Annotated in this window: 17 protein-coding genes and 1 riboswitch; of the genes, 7 read left to right on the top strand and 10 right to left on the bottom strand. The window is 40.8% G+C overall.

The features are described from left to right. The first annotated feature begins 359 nt into the window (after positions 1-359). The gene (locus HCN54_RS09100; RefSeq protein WP_167597503.1) at positions 360-1097 is read left to right on the top strand and encodes a hypothetical protein; all 738 of its coding nucleotides are present in this window, start codon (positions 360-362) and stop codon (positions 1095-1097) included. Between the two features lie 78 nt (positions 1098-1175). Here the strand turns inward: HCN54_RS09100 and HCN54_RS09095 are convergent, their stop codons facing one another. From HCN54_RS09095 to HCN54_RS09085, 3 genes are all read right to left on the bottom strand, one after another. Further along, positions 1176-2153 (bottom strand): acyl-ACP desaturase, encoded by a 978-nt coding sequence (locus HCN54_RS09095; RefSeq protein ID WP_167597501.1) that lies wholly within the window; start codon positions 2151-2153, stop codon positions 1176-1178. A 201-nt stretch (positions 2154-2354) separates the two neighbouring features. Continuing rightward, complete coding sequence (locus tag HCN54_RS09090) at positions 2355-3053, bottom strand: carboxypeptidase-like regulatory domain-containing protein (RefSeq protein ID WP_167597499.1); 699 nt, start codon at positions 3051-3053, stop codon at positions 2355-2357. Positions 3054-3131: 78 nt separating this feature from the next. Continuing rightward, complete coding sequence (locus HCN54_RS09085) at positions 3132-5582, bottom strand: prolyl oligopeptidase family serine peptidase (RefSeq protein WP_167597498.1); 2451 nt, start codon at positions 5580-5582, stop codon at positions 3132-3134. Between the two features lie 233 nt (positions 5583-5815). Between HCN54_RS09085 and HCN54_RS09080 the strand changes: the two genes are divergently transcribed. Further along, the gene (locus tag HCN54_RS09080) at positions 5816-6823 is read left to right on the top strand and encodes a 3-oxoacyl-ACP synthase III family protein (RefSeq protein WP_072979740.1); all 1008 of its coding nucleotides are present in this window, start codon (positions 5816-5818) and stop codon (positions 6821-6823) included. A gap of 76 nt (positions 6824-6899) precedes the next feature. Here the strand turns inward: HCN54_RS09080 and HCN54_RS09075 are convergent, their stop codons facing one another. From HCN54_RS09075 to fahA, 3 genes are all read right to left on the bottom strand, one after another. After that, positions 6900-7904: an acyl-CoA dehydrogenase gene (locus HCN54_RS09075; protein ID WP_167597496.1), complete on the bottom strand. Its 1005-nt coding sequence runs from the start codon at positions 7902-7904 to the stop codon at positions 6900-6902. Continuing rightward, positions 7882-8487, bottom strand: coding sequence for a nicotinamide riboside transporter PnuC (gene pnuC, locus HCN54_RS09070; protein WP_167597494.1), 606 nt, complete (start codon positions 8485-8487; stop codon positions 7882-7884). Before pnuC ends, HCN54_RS09075 begins: the two co-directional genes overlap by 23 nt. Before the next feature lie 58 nt (positions 8488-8545). After that, a riboswitch (TPP riboswitch) is annotated at positions 8546-8657 on the bottom strand. A 79-nt stretch (positions 8658-8736) separates the two neighbouring features. Further along, on the bottom strand, positions 8737-10029 hold the full coding sequence (gene fahA / locus HCN54_RS09065; protein WP_167597492.1) for a fumarylacetoacetase: 1293 nt from the start codon (positions 10027-10029) through the stop codon (positions 8737-8739). 109 nt (positions 10030-10138) lie between these two features. Here fahA and glyA point away from each other — a divergent pair, with 109 nt between their 5' ends. Continuing rightward, positions 10139-11413 carry a serine hydroxymethyltransferase gene (glyA, locus tag HCN54_RS09060; RefSeq protein WP_167597490.1) on the top strand — a complete coding sequence of 425 codons (1275 nt, stop codon included), beginning with the start codon at positions 10139-10141 and terminating at the stop codon, positions 11411-11413. A 131-nt stretch (positions 11414-11544) separates the two neighbouring features. Here glyA and HCN54_RS09055 read toward each other — a convergent pair whose 3' ends face one another. Next, entirely contained in the window at positions 11545-11988 is a 444-nt protein-coding gene (locus tag HCN54_RS09055; RefSeq protein ID WP_167597489.1) for a 3-oxoacyl-ACP synthase, read from the bottom strand. Between the two features lie 224 nt (positions 11989-12212). Between HCN54_RS09055 and HCN54_RS09050 the strand changes: the two genes are divergently transcribed. After that, the gene (locus HCN54_RS09050) at positions 12213-14402 is read left to right on the top strand and encodes a transferrin receptor-like dimerization domain-containing protein (protein ID WP_167597487.1); all 2190 of its coding nucleotides are present in this window, start codon (positions 12213-12215) and stop codon (positions 14400-14402) included. A 36-nt stretch (positions 14403-14438) separates the two neighbouring features. On the opposite strand, the gene HCN54_RS09045 is transcribed toward HCN54_RS09050, so the two are convergent. Beyond that, complete coding sequence (locus HCN54_RS09045) at positions 14439-15038, bottom strand: RDD family protein (RefSeq protein WP_167597486.1); 600 nt, start codon at positions 15036-15038, stop codon at positions 14439-14441. Further along, entirely contained in the window at positions 15039-15995 is a 957-nt protein-coding gene (locus HCN54_RS09040) for an alpha/beta fold hydrolase (RefSeq protein ID WP_167598867.1), read from the bottom strand. It lies immediately after the preceding gene. Between the two features lie 170 nt (positions 15996-16165). On the opposite strand from HCN54_RS09040, the gene HCN54_RS09035 reads away from it, so the two are divergent. Beyond that, positions 16166-17086: a metallophosphoesterase gene (locus tag HCN54_RS09035; RefSeq protein WP_167597484.1), complete on the top strand. Its 921-nt coding sequence runs from the start codon at positions 16166-16168 to the stop codon at positions 17084-17086. Here the strand turns inward: HCN54_RS09035 and HCN54_RS09030 are convergent. Continuing rightward, entirely contained in the window at positions 17079-17543 is a 465-nt protein-coding gene (locus tag HCN54_RS09030; protein ID WP_167597482.1) for an Lrp/AsnC family transcriptional regulator, read from the bottom strand. The genes HCN54_RS09035 and HCN54_RS09030 overlap by 8 nt on opposite strands. A gap of 166 nt (positions 17544-17709) precedes the next feature. Here HCN54_RS09030 and HCN54_RS09025 point away from each other — a divergent pair, with 166 nt between their 5' ends. Then, positions 17710-18672, top strand: a complete 963-nt coding sequence (locus HCN54_RS09025) for an NAD-dependent epimerase/dehydratase family protein (protein ID WP_167597481.1) — start codon at positions 17710-17712, stop codon at positions 18670-18672. 10 nt (positions 18673-18682) lie between these two features. Then, positions 18683-19870 (top strand): glycine C-acetyltransferase, encoded by a 1188-nt coding sequence (gene kbl / locus HCN54_RS09020; protein ID WP_167597479.1) that lies wholly within the window; start codon positions 18683-18685, stop codon positions 19868-19870. Positions 19871-20056 lie beyond the last annotated feature (186 nt).

The raw sequence follows: 20056 nt of genomic DNA, 5'->3' as shown, positions 1-20056 counted from the left end.
CCAATACCGAACGAATACCGAAGGAAACCCCTTGTTTTTCCAAAAGATCCTGCTGCTATATGCACATCAATGCATAAGCCTGCCAAACCCTGCGAGCCTATGCATTTTTAAAATTCGGCTTTAGAATTGGCTTAAAGAACTTCTAGACTTCAATCTTAAGTTTTATACGGTGTGCGATGCAAGAACACAATTTTAACGGTATGCTTGATTAAACGTTCCTCGTTTTTTTATGTCCAACATAAATAAACCCTACGTGTAGATCGCGCGTTAACGTTAAAATGAGATGAAGCGCCATATCTACCGTAACACTTGATCTATTTGCAGGTCTTTTACATATAGATCAATCAAATAAGAATTTCATGAAAACGATTGCGCATCTCGAAGAACAGATTGAAGAGTTACCGGAAGGCTATGTATTTACCCATAACGATTTTAAGGAATTTACAGAAAACGAAAATTCTGTTGAGCACTTTTTGAATACCCTTGCAAAACGCGGAACGATAACCAAACTGGCTAAAGATAAATTCTATAAACCTGAAATTCTTGCTGAAGGGGAGCAGCTTTTAAAACCCTATGAGGTAGTAAAGGATTTGCTTTATGATGGCGAACAACAAGTGGGTTATCTAACAGGTGCTTCGGTATTTGCAAACTTTGATTTTGATGCTGTTAAAGCTACACAATTAGAAGTGGGGCTGGCAGAAAAGCGTAATCCCATAAAGCGAGGTGCGTTTAAAATATGTTTTGTAAAGCAAAATAATCCCATTATTGCAGCGCACATTCCTTATCTTCAAATTCTTGATGTTTTGCGGGCGGTACATAGCACTAACAACGCAACACCAGAAGAATTGTGTTATCATATGACCAAGCGACTTACAGCGCTGAGCAGCCCGGAGCATAAGACTATAGCTAAACTTGCTTTGAATTATAACGCACGCACCCGCGCACTTACCGGTGCAATGCTTCAAAAAATTGGTTATCTAAAGGAAGAAATATTGACGCTGCTCAAAGATTCCATTGCAGCCTACAGCAGTTTTACGTTTCATATTCCGAGTAAAAATTTACCACACGCTAAAGCATGGAAAATACTCTGTGATTAATTCCGAAGTACTTCAAAACAAAAAATCCCCGATACATAGCATATCGAGGATTGATTTTTTTAATCTGAAAAGCACGTTCTAGGTAGCGATCCATTTAAACGTATGGTCACGCTTAGGTACTACAATACGCTGCGAAATGCGTTCCAGACGATCAGGTAAATTCATCAGGTAATCGCGAGCGCGTTCCCCTTTGTCATTAAGACCTTTTATATCATTGATTTTCCAGTCTGCAATTAAAGATTTTAGGATCGTGATGTAGTCCTGAGTGGTGTACACCATAGAACGCTGTGCAGCATCAGAAAAATGTTCCCACAGTTCGCCAATTTGCTGACCGCTCTCGCGTAAGAACATCGCCGGCATTACGATCTTATTTTTCATCATGGCTTCAAAGGCCATCATCATTTCACTAGGATCCAGTTCAAAAATTCGGCGTACAAAATCCATATATGCCGAAGCGTGCCTCGCTTCGTCTTTAGCGATCGTATTACAAATTTTAGCCAACTGTTTGTTGCCCGCTTTACGCGAAAACGATGCTACACGGCGGTGTGACACGTTAGTTGCCAATTCCTGAAAACTGGTGTATACAAAGTTTTTATAAGGATCCATACCGGTACCAATGTCAAAACCATCGCTAATGAGGTACTGCGTACTAACTTCCATCTCGCGCATATTTACGCGTCCTGACAGGTATAGATATTTATTAAGCAAGTCACCGTGACGGTTTTCTTCTGCGGTCCAGGCGCGCACCCATTTAGACCAGCCGTTGCCGTTTACCTGATCTACACCTTGTACGCTCATTAGCCAAGATTCGTAGGTGGGTAAAGCTTCCTCTGTAATCGTATCACCTACTAAAACGGTAAACAGATCATAATCCATCTCGCGGCAGAGCTCTTGAATCTCTCTTACATCTTCTATAAACTCAGGATTTGTCGCGTCTGGAAGCATATCGGTAGGTTGCCAGTTTTCTTCAACCGATTTCAAATATTTACCAATGAGCTCGTCCATAGACTTACCTATGGTTTGCATCACTTCAAGACGTATATTATTTAAATTCATCGTGTGTGTTCAAAAATTAAAACATGGTTTAGGGGTGCGAGCTTATCTGTTACTCGCATAGGCGTAAAGGTAGCTGTTTTAAACGGTATGCACCCTATTTGTGATAGACACTTGTTATGCACGCATAGTTTTGAATGTAGCTTAAGTATAGAGGTTTGATGTTCAGTTTTGAATACGCGTAATGCAGAATATCAAAACTACTTATTGATGCTTAGATCGGGGTTTTTTAGTTTTCTTTACCTCGATAGTTTGACCAACAACTACAACCCCAAGCTCCATCATTGAGGGGTCTTCCTTAAGAATAATATTCATTTTAGGTATATTCGCTGAAAGCAGTACCTCTTTATCTTCGTATCCTAAAAACGTAATTAATAATTTTCTAGATTTCTTAAAGTACTCTGATGGAATGGAAATACTAAAATGTCCATCAAAGTCTGCTATAGCACCAATTGAAGAATCTTTTAAATGGATATTAGCACCAGGAAGCGGCAGGCTGTCTTCAGCAAGTATAATTCCAGAAAATATATAATTGTTTATCGAGTCAACAGTCGTGATTTGATTTTCTTGTGTGATTAGCTCCGTATTGGACTTAGAATTATTCTCTTGCCCCAGCACCGGTTCACATAAAGCCAGCAACGAAGTAAACGCTGCAGCAATACCTAAATGCTTAAAAGGAGATTTTTCCTCAGGAATGAAATAGGTGGTATCTAACTGATCTTTGCGGTAGCGCCCGCAAAGTTGACCGCCACTCTGCACTTTATCTGCAATTTGCTTACGCGTCAGCTGTGTAAAATCAATAACTTCTTTTTCGCAACTGCTACAAAAGCGTCCCTGCTCACTTAGAGTCATTTGTGACCAGTCTTCGTGACAAGGTTCGGGAATACGTAGTTTAAAATACATAGGTTCAGTGTTTAGTCGCAGTGAGCAGACGTGAATCGGCGCACACATTTACGCTGCTCACTGCGACTACTTACTGCATTATTGTTTTACTTCTTCTTGTTTTTTGATCTCTTGTACGTCACGATTCTTTACATACTTTTCAAGCCATTGGTCTTGTTCCCAAAGCATATGTAAGATAGATTCTTTGGCAACATAACCGTGACTCTCTTTAGGTAGCATCACTAATCGTGCCGTGGCGCCTAAACCTTTTAGCGCATTGAAATAGCGCTCACTTTGAAGCGGATATGTACCACTGTTATTATCTGCAACTCCGTGTATGAGTAAAAGCGGAGTTTTCATCTTGTCAGCGTGCATAAACGGACTCATTTCATAATAAATCTCTGGAGCTTCCCAATAATTACGCTCTTCAGACTGAAAGCCAAACGGCGTTAGCGTACGGTTATACGCACCGCTTCGGGCGATTCCGGCGGCAAATAAGTTGGAGTGGCTTAACAGGTTGGCTGTCATAAAAGCTCCGTAGCTGTGGCCACCTACTGCTACGCGATCACGGTCAATATATCCTAAGTCATCTACAGCGTCAATTGCAGCTTTGGCATTAGCAACTAGCTGACTTCTGAAGGTATCATTAGGTTCTTCTTCGCCTTCTCCTACGATTGGGAATGCCGCATCATCAAGCACCACATAACCTCTGGTTACCCAGTACACCATAGAACCATAATAAGGATAGGTGAATTCGTTAGGGTTTGTGGTTGTTTGGGCTGCACTGCTTTTGTCTTTATACTCGCGAGGATAAGCCCAAAGCAACATAGGTTTCTTTTCTTTTTTGTTCATATCATAACCTACCGGAAGGTATAAAGTTCCAGAAAGTTCAAGTCCATCTTCTCGCTTATAGGTGATCACTTCTTTATGCACATCTTGAATACTTTTAAACGGATTTTCAAAACGCGTGATTTGATCTAACGAGTTGTCGTTAAGATCTCTGATGTAATAGTTAGGATATTCTGTTGGTGCTTCTATGCGAACCAAGATTTTACCGGCCTCAATATCTAAAGCCTTTTGAAGACTTTCTAACTTATCGGTGTATTCAGATTCATAAATACGCTCTGTTTCCTGGGTTTTTAAATTCATTTTGTCAATGAACGGAAACTGGCCTTTATCGCTGAATCCGTCTCCCATCAAATAAGCATTACCGTTTACTAAAGTCAGTACTGAACGCCCATATTCGTTATCGTGGGTTACAAAATTTCCAGGGTCGCTATACACATCTTGATAGCTTCGGTCAGAAATGACTTCGCCCATATTGCTTCCATCCGAAGGATTAAAGACATAGGTTTTAGTGTTTCGGGTATTCCACCAGCGATCGTAAGCAATAGCTGTATTGGCATCACCCCATAAGATTCCGCTGTATCGGTTGATCGTTTTGATCACTTTTTGCGGAGCCGCACTAAAGGGTGCTTTTTGCATAAAAACCTGATCTCTATATTCAACTTCAACCTCAGGATCTCCTTGATCTAAGGCTTCTACCCAGTATAAAGTTGCCGGTTGATCTGCACGCCAAGAAACGCGTCTTTTACCGGTTTGTGTAGCCATAAACCCTTGCGGTAATTCTTCAAGAAGTGGGGTTTCATTAACCACTTTTACCTCAGTACCATCTTGCTGATAAACCGTCACGGTTTCGGGAAAACGATAATAAGGAACGATGTACGAGAAGGGTTTGTGGATGGTACTTGTCATGATGTAGTTGCCATCAGGCGAGAACGAAACATCGCTATACATCGCTGCGTCTTTCCATAAGGTAGAAGTTCCATCTAGGTTTACTTTTACGAGAGCAGAAGTCGCCAGTTGCTCAAAGTTGAATACATCGTTAGGGTTTTGAAGAAGATCCTGATAGGTGCGGTTTTGCGCTTTAGAACCGTCACTTGTAGAGATCGTTGGTCCGGTCGGGACTGCCTCTGCGGTATTCACAAGCTCTTTACGCGTCGCCGGAAGCATATTAACCAGCAGGCTCTCCCCATCTTTAAACCAGCTGATAGGATTCCTCATATTAGCATTCACAAAAGCTTCGGTTACGCGCTTTGCAGTTGCTGTTTCCAGATCAAGAACCCAAACTTGTACTCCGTCTTCAATGGTGTTAGTAAACGCCATTTTACTTTCGTCAGGAGACCAGTTAAAATTACTGAGTTTAGCATCTTCAGGAAGTCCGCTGATGGTGCCGGCTTCAGTTTCCTCAATACCTTTGATCTTGATGTCGTTGTAAAAAGTAGTACGGCTACCTATATTCGTTTTAGGATTGATACGCAGACCGCCAAGACGTAGCTCTTCTTCAGAAAGTTCGGCGATGGTTTTATAGCTGTCGCGATACATTAAGAGCATCGTGTCACCTTCAGTATTCATCAATACCCACGGCGCACGCGGTACATCTACAAGGTCTAGAATTTCCTGAGGTGGTTTTTGGTAATCTAGATTTACCTGTGCAACTACCGAAACAGTAAGCAGTAAAAACAAGCTCAGCAGGTTGAGTTTTTTCATAGTTATTTGTGTTTGTTGATTTAAATGGCTTAGCGTCTATGTGTTAGACAAAAAGTGGCTTTTTAACTGTTTTAAAAATACTTAAAAAATATTCTTAATGCCACGCTATTGCTATGCGTGCATAGCTAAATAGGAAATCACTAATACGCTACAAATTGAAGAAATACTATATTACCACCCATATAACCTCTGTAATTTTACAGATTCTTATTTCAACTAGATTTTAATAAACTATGTATAATTCTCGAATTGCCGGAATGGGCGCTTATGTTCCCGAAAATGTGGTCACCAATGAAGACCTTTCAAAGATGATGGATACTAACGATGCGTGGATTCAAGAGCGAACCGGTATTAAAGAACGTCGTCATATTAAAGAAGGGGACGGCAACACGACCGCGGTAATGGGTGTGAAAGCTGCAAAAATCGCATTAGAGCGAGCAAAGATGACGGCTCAAGATATTGATATGATCGTTTTTGCGACGCTTAGTCCAGATTATTATTTTCCGGGCTGTGGGGTGCAGGTACAAGAAATGCTTGAGATGCGTACGGTACCGGCGCTCGACGTTCGTAACCAATGTAGTGGTTTTGTTTATGCGCTTTCTACAGCAGACCAATTTATCAAAACCGGAATGTATAAAAACATTCTCGTGATAGGCTCTGAAAATCATAGTGGTGGTTTAGATATGACCACGCGCGGGCGTAGTGTTTCGGTGATCTTTGGTGATGGGGCAGGAGCTGCTGTGCTCACTCGAGAAGAAGATAATAACAAAGGTATTTTATCTACGCATTTGCATAGTGAGGGAGCGCACGCGCTAGAGCTTTCACTTAAAGGACCTAGTACGATGGAGTGGGTACCTGAGTTGATCGAGAAAGATCCGCAAGAGGATATACCCTATTATCCGTATATGAACGGACAGTTTGTATTTAAAAATGCCGTGGTGCGTTTTGCAGAAGTGATCAACGAAGGTTTGCAACAAAACAAACTCACAGCAGAAGATATTGATATGTTGATTCCGCATCAGGCTAATTTGCGTATTTCGCAGTTTGTGCAAAAACAATTTAAGCTGAAGGACAATCAGGTATTTAACAATATTCAGAAATATGGAAATACCACTGCGGCGTCTATACCTATTGCGTTAACCGAAGCTTGGGAGGAAGGGAAAATCAAAGAAGGCGATACGGTAGTCTTGGCTGCCTTTGGTAGCGGATTTACCTGGGCAAGCGCTATAATAAAATGGTAATGAACTAACGATCATTTTAAATATGTTAAACAAAAAGGAACCAATGTGGTTCCTTTTTTATGCTTTATAATTCGTTTTATCGTGTAAAAATATGATGCTGTGTTGCGGTAAAATAATCCCTGAAAATCTGATTGAGCGGATGCTCCACTTGTGCCGCTTTAATTCCCAAAAGCGGGTGCAATTCCATCAGGATTTTAGATAGCCGTTTAACCGAAGCTGCTGCTGCCGTATGTAATGCTTCGATTTGATCATCTGCAAACGAAGCATTGTCAGCCGTTGCCGCTTCGACTTCATTTGCATATTTATAAAGTAAATCTTCGGCTTCGGTAGTGTTTTTATGCGGATCTTCTAGTGTTTTTTCGTCTAGAAGTTTTGAGGCTTCCGCCAGGTGATGTTGCACCATGCCAATATAATTTACCCAAAGTGTTAGATCTGCAAAAACCCTGAAGTTGATCTTAAAAATATCTTGAGGCAGATAAAACCGATTGTAGATAAAACTATAATCTTGATGCACCAGATAATCCGTAACCGCAAAAGATTGTGTAGCCGTCGCTTGTAAACCCATCGTGTGCCAATCGTCTATAATGCGCACCGCTTCGCACGGAATAACAAAAGATCTAAAAATGGGAGCGCCATCGTCATCTTTTAATTCTCTTCCGTCTTCAATGATCTTTGCATTTAAAGTGAAGTGCGTAAGGTAAGGTGCTCCGGTAGCATATTTCCAAGTTCCGTTGAGGAGGTAAGCATCTCCTTTTTTTTCGGCGAAGCCAAAGAGTCCGCCACTTCCTCCCAGAATGGTAACTTCATTAGGATTGAAGAGTTCTCCGGCTGTTTCCGGTTGTAAATTCCCGATGAAATAATTAGCACCGCTACACAGCGTGACCGTCCAACCTAAGCTTCCGTCAATGCTGGCGAGCTGTTGAAGTGTACGTAAACCTTCGGTAAGATCTAATTCTAGTCCGCCGTGTGTTTTTGGCACCCAAATATTCCAAAGTTTTGCCGCTGCGATAGCTTTTAGCGTTTCCGCATCAAAAACTTTTTGATGACCGTTACAGGTTTTAAGATTGTGCCAATGCTGCATGCGAATGATTTTGTTTGATGAGTTTACGCCATTTTAAATAGCCCGAAGTACCAACGATGAAGAGAAAGACTGTGAGACCTGCGTAGATGTACAATTCTTTATAGATCAATAATGGGATTGAAATGATATTGCTGATGTTGAGGTACACCCAATTCTCGATCTTACGTTTGGCCATCAACCACATTCCTGCCCAGGCAAAGGCGCTCACAACGGCATCCAGATACGGCACATCAGAATCTGTATGTTGTGTGAGCCAGTAGCTCATCAACACAAAACAGCCCAAGACAATACCGCCGGCTTTTAGGTGTTCATCACGTTTAGAATAGGCGATTGGCGCTTCTTGCTTTTCTTTGCCAAATTTCCAATACAGATATCCATAAATACTCATCACCAGATAGTAGAGGTGCAGTAAAATATCTGCATACAGCTTGGAGTGATAGAGTACCCAAATACCGATGAGAATACCTATGATTCCAAAAATATAGTTGTTGACGTTGTTTTTGCGAGCGAGCAAGACCTGAGTAACGCCAAAGGCGGTCCCAATCCATTGCAACCATACAAAATCCATAAAAAACTCCTCCATTGTGATCAGTTAAAAATGTATTGAATGAGGAGATGAGCCCTAAGGGCAGAAGCACACGAGTGGTGTCGTTTAAAATCCCTACGCCGGTACTAACCGGATCAGGTGCGAGGTAAAGCCTCTGGGTATCATCTCAGCCTGCATCATTAGAGCAAGCACCCCATTTTGTGGTGTAAAGGTACGTGTCTACAATTTAAAAACGCGCTAAATATTTAAGGATTTAGCGCGTTTTTTAATGAGTATGTTTTGGTTTTATTTTTTCTTGTGTTTAAACACGGGTAGGATCTTTGTGGCTACTTCTCCAAACCCTATGCGGGCTGCACCGGCTTTCTCACAGTGTCCACGCACGATTACGGTATCATTATCTTCAATATATTTTCGGTCGCCACCTTCGGAAAGTTTTACTGGTTTTGAACCTTTCCAGCTGAGTTCAAGCATTGAGCCGTAAGAATCAGGAGTAGGTCCAGAAATGGTACCACTGCCCATCATATCTCCACTATTTACGGGACAACCATTGATGGTGTGATGCGCCAATTGCTGACTCATATTCCAATAAAGATATTTGAAATTAGATTTACTCACGATGGTTTCCGCTTTGTCTTCGGGCTTGATACTCACCTGAAGATTGATATCAAAAGTCTTTTTTCCTGAATAATTCAGATAAGGAAGCAGTTCTTCTTCGGGCTTCGGACTTGTAGTTCTAAAGGGTTCTAAGGCGTCAAGAGTTACGATCCAAGGAGAAACAGACGAAGCAAAGTTTTTTCCTAAAAAGGGTCCAAGAGGCACATATTCCCAACGCTGAATGTCGCGCGCACTCCAGTCATTAAACAATACCATCCCAAAGATGTATTCTTCAGCCTGATCTGCAGGAATGGGTTGACCTAACTCATTAGCATCAGTAGTGATAAATGCCATCTCCAATTCAAAATCCAACTGGCGCGACGGACCAAATATAGGTTTAGTCGCTCCGTTAGGGAGCTTTTGCCCTTGCGGTCTGTGCACCGGTATTCCTGAAGGAATGATCGAGCTGCTTCTTCCGTGATAGGCAACCGGCATATGCATCCAGTTAGGCATTAACGCATTTTCGCCACCGCGAAAGATTTTACCCACATTGGTAGCGTGTTCTTTACTGCTGTAAAAATCAGTATAATCTCCAATCTGAACAGGAAGTTGCATCTCTACTTCATTCAATTCAAAAATTACGATATCCCGGTGTTCTTCATTATCGCGTAAATCAGCATTGCTTTCCTCAAAAATATGAGAAATCCGATTGCGCACGGCACGCCAGGTTTTGCGCCCGTCAGCAATAAAATCGTTCAAGGTATCTTGTAGGAAGATATCATCGGTAAGCGGGATTCCTTCAAAGTAGCCCAGTTGATGCAGCGCACCCAAGTCAATTGCATAATCTCCAATTCGGGTACCAATGGTAATGATATCATCACGGGTAAGAAATACGCCAAATGGAATATTTTGAATAGGAAAATCAGTATGCGTAGGGGTCTCTAACCAGGTTTTACGTTTAGGGTCGTTTGCTTTGGAAGGCATAAATTCTTGATAAAATGTTAGTAAATGCTCATTTCAAATATAGAATTAAAATAGTACCAACCAATTCTAATGACTACTTTTGCACCTAATTTAACAAACTTTATAAAGCATGCAACGGGATACTGAAATCTTTGATCTTATTCAGGAAGAAAAACAACGTCAACTTAATGGTTTAGAGTTAATTGCATCAGAGAACTTCGTCAGCGAACAAGTGATGGAAGCGGCGGGCTCTGTGCTTACTAATAAATACGCCGAAGGGTATCCCGGAAAGCGCTACTATGGAGGTTGTGAAGTAGTAGATGTAGTAGAACAAATTGCTATTGACCGGGCTAAGGAACTCTTTGGGGCAGACTATGCAAACGTACAACCACACTCAGGATCACAAGCAAATACAGCAGTATTTCACGCTTGTATGAAGCCTGGCGAAACCTTTTTAGGTTTTGATCTAGCACACGGAGGTCACTTGACCCACGGTTCGCCGGTAAACTTTTCTGGTCGCTTATATAATCCTGTGTTTTATGGGGTAGACCAAGAAACCGGCTTATTAAACTACGATAAGATCGAAGAACTTGCAGTAAAGGAGCAGCCTAAGATGATCATCGCGGGAGCTTCTGCGTATAGCCGTGAGATCGATTATAAGCGTTTTCGTGAGATCGCAGATAAAGTAGGAGCGATCTTGTTATGTGATATGGCGCATCCTGCAGGTCTTATTGCCAAGGGAATTATTGGTGACCCTGTACCACATTGTCATATTGTTACCACCACTACCCACAAAACCTTAAGAGGACCTCGTGGAGGTTTGATCTTGATGGGGAAAGATTTTGAGAATCCATTCGGGATTAAATTAAAGAATGGTAATCTGAGAATGATGTCTTCTTTATTAGACAGCGGAATCTTCCCAGGTAATCAAGGCGGACCATTAGAGCACATCATCGCTGCAAAAGCAATTGCTTTTGGTGAAGCGCTTACTGATGATTTCTTACATTATATGGTTCAGGTTAAGAAGAATGCTGCTGTGATGGCTGCAGAATTTGTAGCTAAAGGTTACGATATTATTTCAGGAGGAACTGATAATCATATGATGTTGATCGACCTTAGAAATAAAGATATTTCCGGTAAAGATGCTGAAGAAGCTTTAGGCAAAGCAGATATTACCGTTAATAAAAATATGGTACCGTTTGATACGCGTTCGCCATTTGTAACTTCAGGAATGCGTATTGGAGTTGCTGCGGTAACCACACGCGGATTGGTAGAAGACGATATGAAAAAGGTAGTTGAACTTATTGATGCTGCGATCGTAAACTATCAGGATGATGAGAAGCTTGAAGAAATCGCCGGCCAAGTAAATGAAATGATGGGGCACAGACCGCTTTTTAAACACTAAAAAGCTGCTTGCACAAGCATAAAAAAATCCCGAAGTTCTGCTTCGGGATTTTTTTATTGGCGTAGTCTAAGGGTATGCTACTTTGAGGCTTGTGTCGTAATGAATATAAAAACTAGCCTGTGGTAGTTTACCTAAAGAATTTCTTTAACGGTTATCTTTTGTTCTCTAAAAGTGATCACCTCGTCTTTTTGTGTTCCGGTGAGCAATTCACCAATAGGAGATGCACTCGAGATGCAATACACATTGCCCGTATCTAATTTGAGTTCGCCATACGGAATTCCTATAAGATAGTTCGCTTTATCAGTAAGCACAAGACTTCCTTCACCCACAACGGCATTAGGAGTGAGGCTGATTCGGTTTAAAAATTCTTTCTGCTTTTCAACCTGATCAAGCTGTCCTTGCGTACGCTCTAATTCCTGCTGAATCATTTCAACGCCGGTTTCATATTTATCTCCGGCACTGCTTTTAGTATCACTATCACGCGATTCGATAAGACCGGCTTTGGTCTCTTGTAACTGATCAAATTTGGCGGTTAAGCGCAAGCGTAATTCTTGTATAAGTACTTTCTTTTGCATGTAGCGTTTCTGTTTTTAAGGCGGGCGAAATTAGTCTAAATCTGTTTACCACGCTCGCTATTTTTTTGGGTAGCAACAATTTATTTTATTGTCAATTTAAACAATTATCACTCCAATAATTTCCGAATTGATAAAAGTAATTCTTGTATAAAGCTACGATGTTATTTGGCGCTACTTATTTCATAACTTAAAGGCTGAAGTCTAAACTAATACAAACATTATTTATGAAAAAACAGTACGTTTTGTTATTGCTTTGTGTATGGTCGCATATAGCGCTAGCGCAAGCTATTCAAGGATTTACCACTAAAAGCACACAAGATCAGTTGGCTTTAGAGACTCAGTTTGATGCTAAGCTTAAAAAAGAAAATCTAGATGAGTGGATGCAGTTTATGGCAGCAGAACCGCATTATGTAGGTACGGAGTATGGTAAAAAGAATGCCGAATGGATGAAAGAACAATTTGAATCTTGGGGCTACGATGTGGAGATCGATGAATATCAGGTGCTGTTCCCGTATCCTAAAATTCGGCTTTTAGAACTTACGGAACCTACTGCTTTTAAAGCCGCTTTGGCATCAGAACCTATTGCCGAAGATAAATATACCCAACAAGGAGAAGCCTTATTGCCCAGCTACAATGCCTTTTCAACTGATGGTGACGTGACCGCAGAATTGATTTTTGTGAATTATGGTGTACCAAAGGATTATGAAGAACTAGAGAAATTAGGAATAGATGTGAAAGGCAAAATTGTGATCGCTAAGTATTATGGTTCGTGGCGCGGGATTAAACCGAAGCTGGCCGCCGAAAAAGGGGCGATAGGTTGTATCATTTATTCTGATCCAGCTGATGATGGTTATGTGCAAGGCGATGTGTATCCTGAAGGTGCATTTAAGCCTGAAACCGGCGTACAACGCGGAAGCGTGATGGATATGCCTTTATATCCCGGCGATGTGTTAACGCCTGGTTACGGAGCTACAAAAAACGCCAAGCGTTTAGATCGTAAAGAGGCGCCTACCATTACTAAAATCCCGGTTTTACCTATTTCTTATGCAGATGCACAGCCTTTTCTTGAGGCTTTAAACGGACCTGTAGCACCTTCAGCTTGGCGTGGAGGTTTACCAATTACGTATCACATAGGTCCAGGTCCTGCCAAAGTGCATTTAAAACTAGAATTCGACTGGCAGTTAAAACCGGCGTATAACGTCATTGCAAAACTTAAAGGTGCTGTTTATCCGGAGGAGTGGGTGATGCGAGGTAATCATCACGATGCCTGGGTTCACGGTGCGTCAGATCCTGTAAGTGGGATGGTCGCTTTGATGGAAGAAGCCCGTGCAGTGGGAGAATTGGCTAAGGCGGGTCAAAAACCAAAGCGCACCATTGTGTATTGTGCATGGGATGCTGAAGAACCCGGTTTGATAGGCTCTACGGAGTGGGTTGAAGATCATCAGGAAGTACTTAAAGATAAAGCTGTAGTTTACATCAACACAGATGGAAACGGTCGCGGATTTTTAGGAGTGGGTGGTTCGCATACCTTAGAAACTATGGTTAAGGAAATTGCCGGTAGCATAGAAGATCCACAAACCGGGGTTTCACTTGTTGAGCGTCGCGCTGCAGCTGCAAAAGTTGCTAATCGCGATACTGATTTTAGACTTTCAGCTTTGGGCTCGGGATCAGATTATACGCCATTCATTCAGCATACGGGAATTCCTTCTCTTAACCTGGGCTTTGGCGGTGAAAGTTCTGGAGGGGAGTATCATACAATTTTTGATACCTATAGTCATTATACGCGTTTTAAAGATCCCGGATTTGACTACGGAATCACTTTAGCTAAAACCGCGGGGCACATTACATTGCGTATGGCAAACGCAGATATTCTTCCTTTTGAAATGAATGCGTGGTACATAACCATTTCAGAATATATGGATGAGGTTACCGAAACAACTGATGCGATGCGTAAGCAGGCCGAAAAACAGCAACAATTGGTCGCTGAAAATGCTTACGTTATTGCGGCAGATCCTAAAGATAATTTGAAAGCACCGGAAGCTGAAAAAGATATTCCTTATCTGGATTTTTCTCCTTTGCAAAATGCTCTAGCTTCAGTAAAGACAAGTGTTCATGATTTTTCAAAAACTGACTTTACCAGTTTAAGTGCATCGAAGCAAAAGATGGTAAATGCCAAATTGAAAGATCTTGAAAAAGCCTTATTGAGCGAAAGCGGATTACCCAGACGTCCTTGGTTTAAACATCAAATCTATGCTCCGGGATTTTATACCGGCTACGGTGTAAAAACGCTACCCGGTGTGCGCGAAGCGATCAAACAAAAGAATTTTGAAGAAGCTCAAGAACAAATTGAAAAGCTAGCGAAGACTTTGACCGCTTTTAAAGGTAAGATAGATGAGATCGTAAAAATGGGATAAAGTGAATCTAAATATGCTTATGAAAGGCCTCAGCTACTAGCTGGGGTCTTTTAATACCTGAGTATTTGAAAAGCGATCGTGAAAACCGTTTTTAGTGATCAAAAAAGATAGGCGATCAAATGGAATCAACCTGCACAGCGTGCGTAATGCAATCGTAGCAGCATTCGGTTTTTCACCGTCCTTAGTGACCACAATGGTTTTGGTAATATATTTTCCCACAGTTTTTTGAAAGAAATATTCGGTGAGGCCGTGATATAATAAAAAAATCAAGAGTACCATTCCGTAGCCTACGGCGAGTAAAAAGTCGCTGTTTGAAGTAACAAAAACAGAATCTAGCGATAAGCTGCCAATGAGTACGAGCAGTAGAAATACGATAAAATCAATTAGAAAATTCACAAAACGTGGCCAGGTCGTACTCATATAATCTTGTATTTCCTGAACAGCGGTATTATCCTGAGCCACTTTTTTAACTAGGTGTGCCATACGCATTTTGTCAATGCCGCGCCGGGAGATTTCCGCTTCGGCCGCTTGTACTGTATAGGGTTCGTACTTATGAACCTGAACCGTTACAATTCTGACGAGGTCTTCATCAGAACTTTGTTTAAGATTGATTTGCGGGGCTTTATCTGAACTCATTTATTTGCTTAAAAAGGACACCAAAGGTGCAATAAATTTTTCAAAACGCTCAATGTGCGGTAGATGTCCAGTATTAGGAATTTCAACCAATTCGCTATTAGGAATTTTCTCCTGTGTTGCCTTCCCTAACTTATTGTAAAGACCCATAGTGGCACGAACTTCCTCACTAACTAACGGCTTGCCTAAAGCGGTACGATCTCGAGTACCAATTATGAGCAGCGTTGGAGACTGTATATTTTTAAATTCATAAACCACGGGCTGAGTAAAAATCATATCGTAGGTAAGAGCGGCATTCCAAGCGATCGTTTCATAATCAGAATTGAGCGTCCAACCTGCCAGAAGGTTTACCCATTCATCGTATGCAGGATCCCAATTACCATCATAGTAGCTTTCTAATTGGTATTTTTTGATCGATTTATAATCTTTCTTGAGTTCGTTTTCATACCACCAGATAACAGGTTTATAAGGCACTTTTAATTTCCAATCTTCAAGTCCAATTGGGTTTTCTAGAATCAATTTTTCAGTAGTTTCAGGAAACATTAAAGCGAATCGGGTGGCGAGCATTCCGCCCATAGAGTGTCCTAAAACCGCAGTTTTTTCAACACCTATACTGTCTAAAACCGCTTTAGTATTTAAGGCCAGCTGTTGAAAGGTGTAATGAAAATGCTCTGGCTTAGAAGATTTTCCGAAGCCTATTTGATCAGGGACGATCACACGAAATCCTTCGGCGGTTAACGCAGCGATTGTGGTCTGCCAATACGCGCCATTAAAGTTTTTACCGTGTAAGAGCATGATGTTTTTACCGTTGTAGTTCTTCGGTTTAACATCCATAAAAGCCATCTCGAGCGTTTGATTTTGAGCCTCTATTTGAATAGTTGCAACTTCATAAGGATATTCATAATTGGCTAGTTGAAGGTCCAGGAGTTGCAACTGATCCTCTTGAGCTTTACAAAGCATAATACTGAAACAACAAAGGAGTGCAAGCGTTATTTTTTTCAAAGCAGTAAATTTTCTTTAAACAATACATAAGAATACTAAATCTACCAGCGCCGCTCAACTCTTTAATAAATCTTTAAACTACATCGAAACAGTTTTGATCTCATGTGTAAGGTTTAATTTTGTGATCTATGAAACAAGTCAGCATAACCCGTCGTAATTCTCTTAAACTTTTTGCCCTCAGCGGAACCACAATTCTCACAATGCCAAATGTATTATGGAGTGCTAAGAAGGTAGCGAAACCTTTACGTTTTGGGATTATTACAGATTCACACTATGCAGATCGGGATCCTGCCGGAACACGTTTTTACCGCGATGCATTGCCAAAAATGAATGAAGCGATCAAAGCTTTAAATGAGGCCAACTTACACTTTTTAATTCATTTGGGGGATTTTAAAGATCAAGGAGCAGAAGCCAATCCGCTGGAAACTTTGAAGTACCTGCAAGAGGTTGAGGCGGTTTTTCAACGCTTTGACGGAGACGCTTATCACGCTTTAGGCAATCACGATGTAGACAGCATTCGCAAAGCTGAATTTTTGAGAAATATAAAGAATGCAGGGCAGGAGCAGGCGAGAAGTTACTATTCATTTGAAACTTCAGGGTTTACTTGTATTGTATTAGATGCAAATTACGATACAGCTGGGAAGGACCATTTTTATGCTGAAGGTGCTAACTGGGAAGATGCTCATATTCCGCCGGAAGAGCTAGAATGGTTTAAAAATACATTGACTCAAGCGCAAAAACCGGTCTTGGTGTTCTGTCATCATCCGCTATACCCATTTTATAAGGAGGGTTCAAAATTTCACGTTACCAATCATCAAGAAGTACAAGAACTTATGGATGCTTCTCAAAAAGTAATCGCGTGTTTTCACGGGCACGTGCACAAAGAAGAATTTAAAACCATCAAGGGTATTCATTACATCACACAATTAGGAATGGTTGACTACGAAGGACTCGAGAATAATAGCTTTAGTATCGTAGAACTCGACGAAGCTCACTTAAAAATAGAAGGTTTCAAGCGTGCATCAGACTATGAAACCCGGCTTAAATAGCAATGGTCGTGGTGTTGTAAATTTCTTTCAGCACAAAGTAACTTTCTAAAACCCCAATATTCTGAATTTTTGAAAGTTTGGTGCGCACAAATTCGTGATATTCTTCAAGACTTTCCAAATGAATTTTAAGGAAAAAGTCAACTTTTCCTGCCATATGATAGCACTCTTGAACCTCGACCAATTCTTTGATCTGAAGCTCAAAAGTTTCAATAAAGCCTTCATTGTGATACCGTAAAGACACCATGCAGATCGCCGTAACCGGGCGGTTTAATTTTTTCTTGTCGAGCAGTGCGACATAGTTTTTTATATAGCCTCTTTGCTCCAATCGCTTAATGCGCTCATAAACCGGAGAAGCGGTTAGATGTAGCTGATCTGCAATTTCTTTAGTGGTCATTTTTGCATTCTCCTGTAGGATTCTTAAAATCTTTAAATCGGTATCGTCAAGTCTTTCGGTCATCGCAGAAAAATTTACTGTGTAGTATGTGCTATAATTTGCTTAGAAGCATAAACAACTTCTAAAATACTATTTTAAAGTTAAAAACACTTAGTTTTTTAGGTTTAACAGATAATTAAAAGGTCACGCCTTGTAGTTTATTAATTTTATATTAAAAATATAAATAGCTATGAGCACACATAAACTATTGATTACAGGAGCTTTTGGTCAGTTAGGAACCGCCTTAACCGAAGCTTTAATTTATAAATATGGCAGCGATGCGGTTATCGCTTCAGATCTTAAAGTTCGTGATGATTTTGATTGCGAAACTTTAGAGCTTGATGCAACCAATTTAGAAGCGATTGATGAGGTTGTACGCAAATACAGAGTTACGCAGATATATCATTTAGCTGCGGTACTTTCTGCTAAAGGAGAACAGCAACCCCTTAGAACCTGGGATTTAAATAATTCGACCTTTTTTAATGTGTTAGAAGCTGCGCGTTTAAATGATGTGCAAAAAGTCTTTTTCCCAAGTTCTATCGCGGTATTTGGACCTGATGCGAGACAAGAAAATGTGGCTCAAGATTTTGCTTTGAACCCTACCACTGTGTACGGAATAAGCAAAGTTGCGGGAGAGCATTGGGCACGGTATTATAACACAAAATATGGTATGGATGTACGTTGCTTGCGTTACCCCGGTTTGATTAGTTATCAGTCTTTACCCGGCGGCGGTACTACAGATTATGCGGTAGATATTTTTCATAAAGCCATTAATAATGAGGAATTTGTTTGTTATCTTAAGCCTGACACACAGCTTCCTATGTTGTATATGGACGATGCGATAGATGCAACCATAAGAATGATGGAAGCCTCAAAACGAGATATTAAAACCGTAGGATATAACATTCAAGGCGTGAGTTTTTCACCTGAACTTATTGCTGCTGAGATCAAGAAAACTTTTCCTGATTTTGAGATCAGTTATCAGCCAGATTCGCGTCAACAGATTGCAGAAAGTTGGCCAATTTCGTTAGACGATGCACGTGCAAGAGACGAGTGGGGATGGGAGCCAAGCTTTGATCTTAAACGTATGACCGAAGAAATGATCTACCGTCTTGAATTAAAAAAAAATAGAAACCTGAGCGTTTTCGCCTAAAAATAAAATCATGTTTACATCTGTAAGAGAAAGTATACAACAAGAATTAGAAGAGATAAAGGAAGCCGGTCTTTACAAAGAAGAGCGCATTATTACCACTCCGCAACGTGCTGAGATCAACACGCAAAAAGGAAGCGAAGTACTCAATTTTTGTGCTAATAATTACTTAGGACTTTCGGCACATCCAGAAATTATTAATGCAGGAATTGAAACCATTCAAAGTCACGGTTTTGGACTTTCTTCTGTGCGTTTTATTTGTGGTACTCAGGACATTCATAAAGAATTAGAGCGAAAGACTGCCGAATTTTTAGGGATGGAAGATTGTATTCTTTACGCTGCAGCATTTGATGCCAATGGTGGTGTTTTTGAACCCATTTTGACTAGCGAGGATGCGATCATTTCAGACGAATTGAATCACGCGAGTATCATAGACGGAATACGTTTGTGTAAAGCAGCGCGTCACCGTTATAAAAATAATGATATGGAAGCGCTTGAAGAAGAATTGAAAAAAGCTTCAGGAGCGCGTAGAAAACTAATTGTAACTGATGGTGTGTTCTCAATGGATGGCACCATCGCGCAGCTAGATAAAATTTGTGATCTGGCAGAGAAATATGACGCAATGGTGATGGTAGACGATTGCCATGCCACAGGATTCATTGGTGAGAGCGGTAAAGGAACTCATGAGTACAATAAAGTAATGGGTCGTGTAGATATCATTACCGGTACTTATGGAAAAGCCCTTGGCGGAGCCTCGGGCGGTTTTACCGCAGCTCGCAAAGAGATCGTAGATATGTTGCGTCAAAAATCAAGACCGTATTTGTTTTCTAACACACTGGCGCCGGCGATTGCTGGAGCTTCGATCAAAGCGATCGATATGTTGAGTGAGTCTGGTGACTTGATCAGAAAGGTGCAAAACAACGCGAAGCGTTTTAGAAAAGAAATGACTGATGCCGGTTTTGATATCATTCCGGGAGAGCATCCTATCGTGCCTATAATGTTGTATGATGCAAAATTAGCTCAGGAATTTGCCGCTCGGTTATTAGATGAAGGAATTTATGTTATTGCCTTTTTCTATCCTGTTGTGCCTAAAGAGAAAGCGCGTATACGTGTACAACTTTCTGCAGGTCACGAGGACGAGCATATAACCAAAGCGGTAGCGGCATTTACTAAGGTAGGTAAAGCACTGAATGTGATATAATTGAAAATAAAGAGAATTTAGAAAGCCTCACTTTTTAAGTGAGGTTTTTTTATTTTTAAGCTTAATGTGCTGATATGTAAAGGGTTATTTGTTGAGTAAGTAATTTGGATCGGGTGGTATACTTAGGTGAATGTGTTAAATTATTGGTTACATTGTTGAATTCTAATGTATTGTGAACTAAAAATT

This window comes from Leeuwenhoekiella sp. ZYFB001 (assembly GCF_011784865.1).
Taxonomy (GTDB): domain Bacteria; phylum Bacteroidota; class Bacteroidia; order Flavobacteriales; family Flavobacteriaceae; genus Leeuwenhoekiella; species Leeuwenhoekiella palythoae.
The sequence above is the reverse complement of the archived record's forward strand: the minus strand, read 5'-3'. Positions and strand labels throughout refer to the sequence as shown.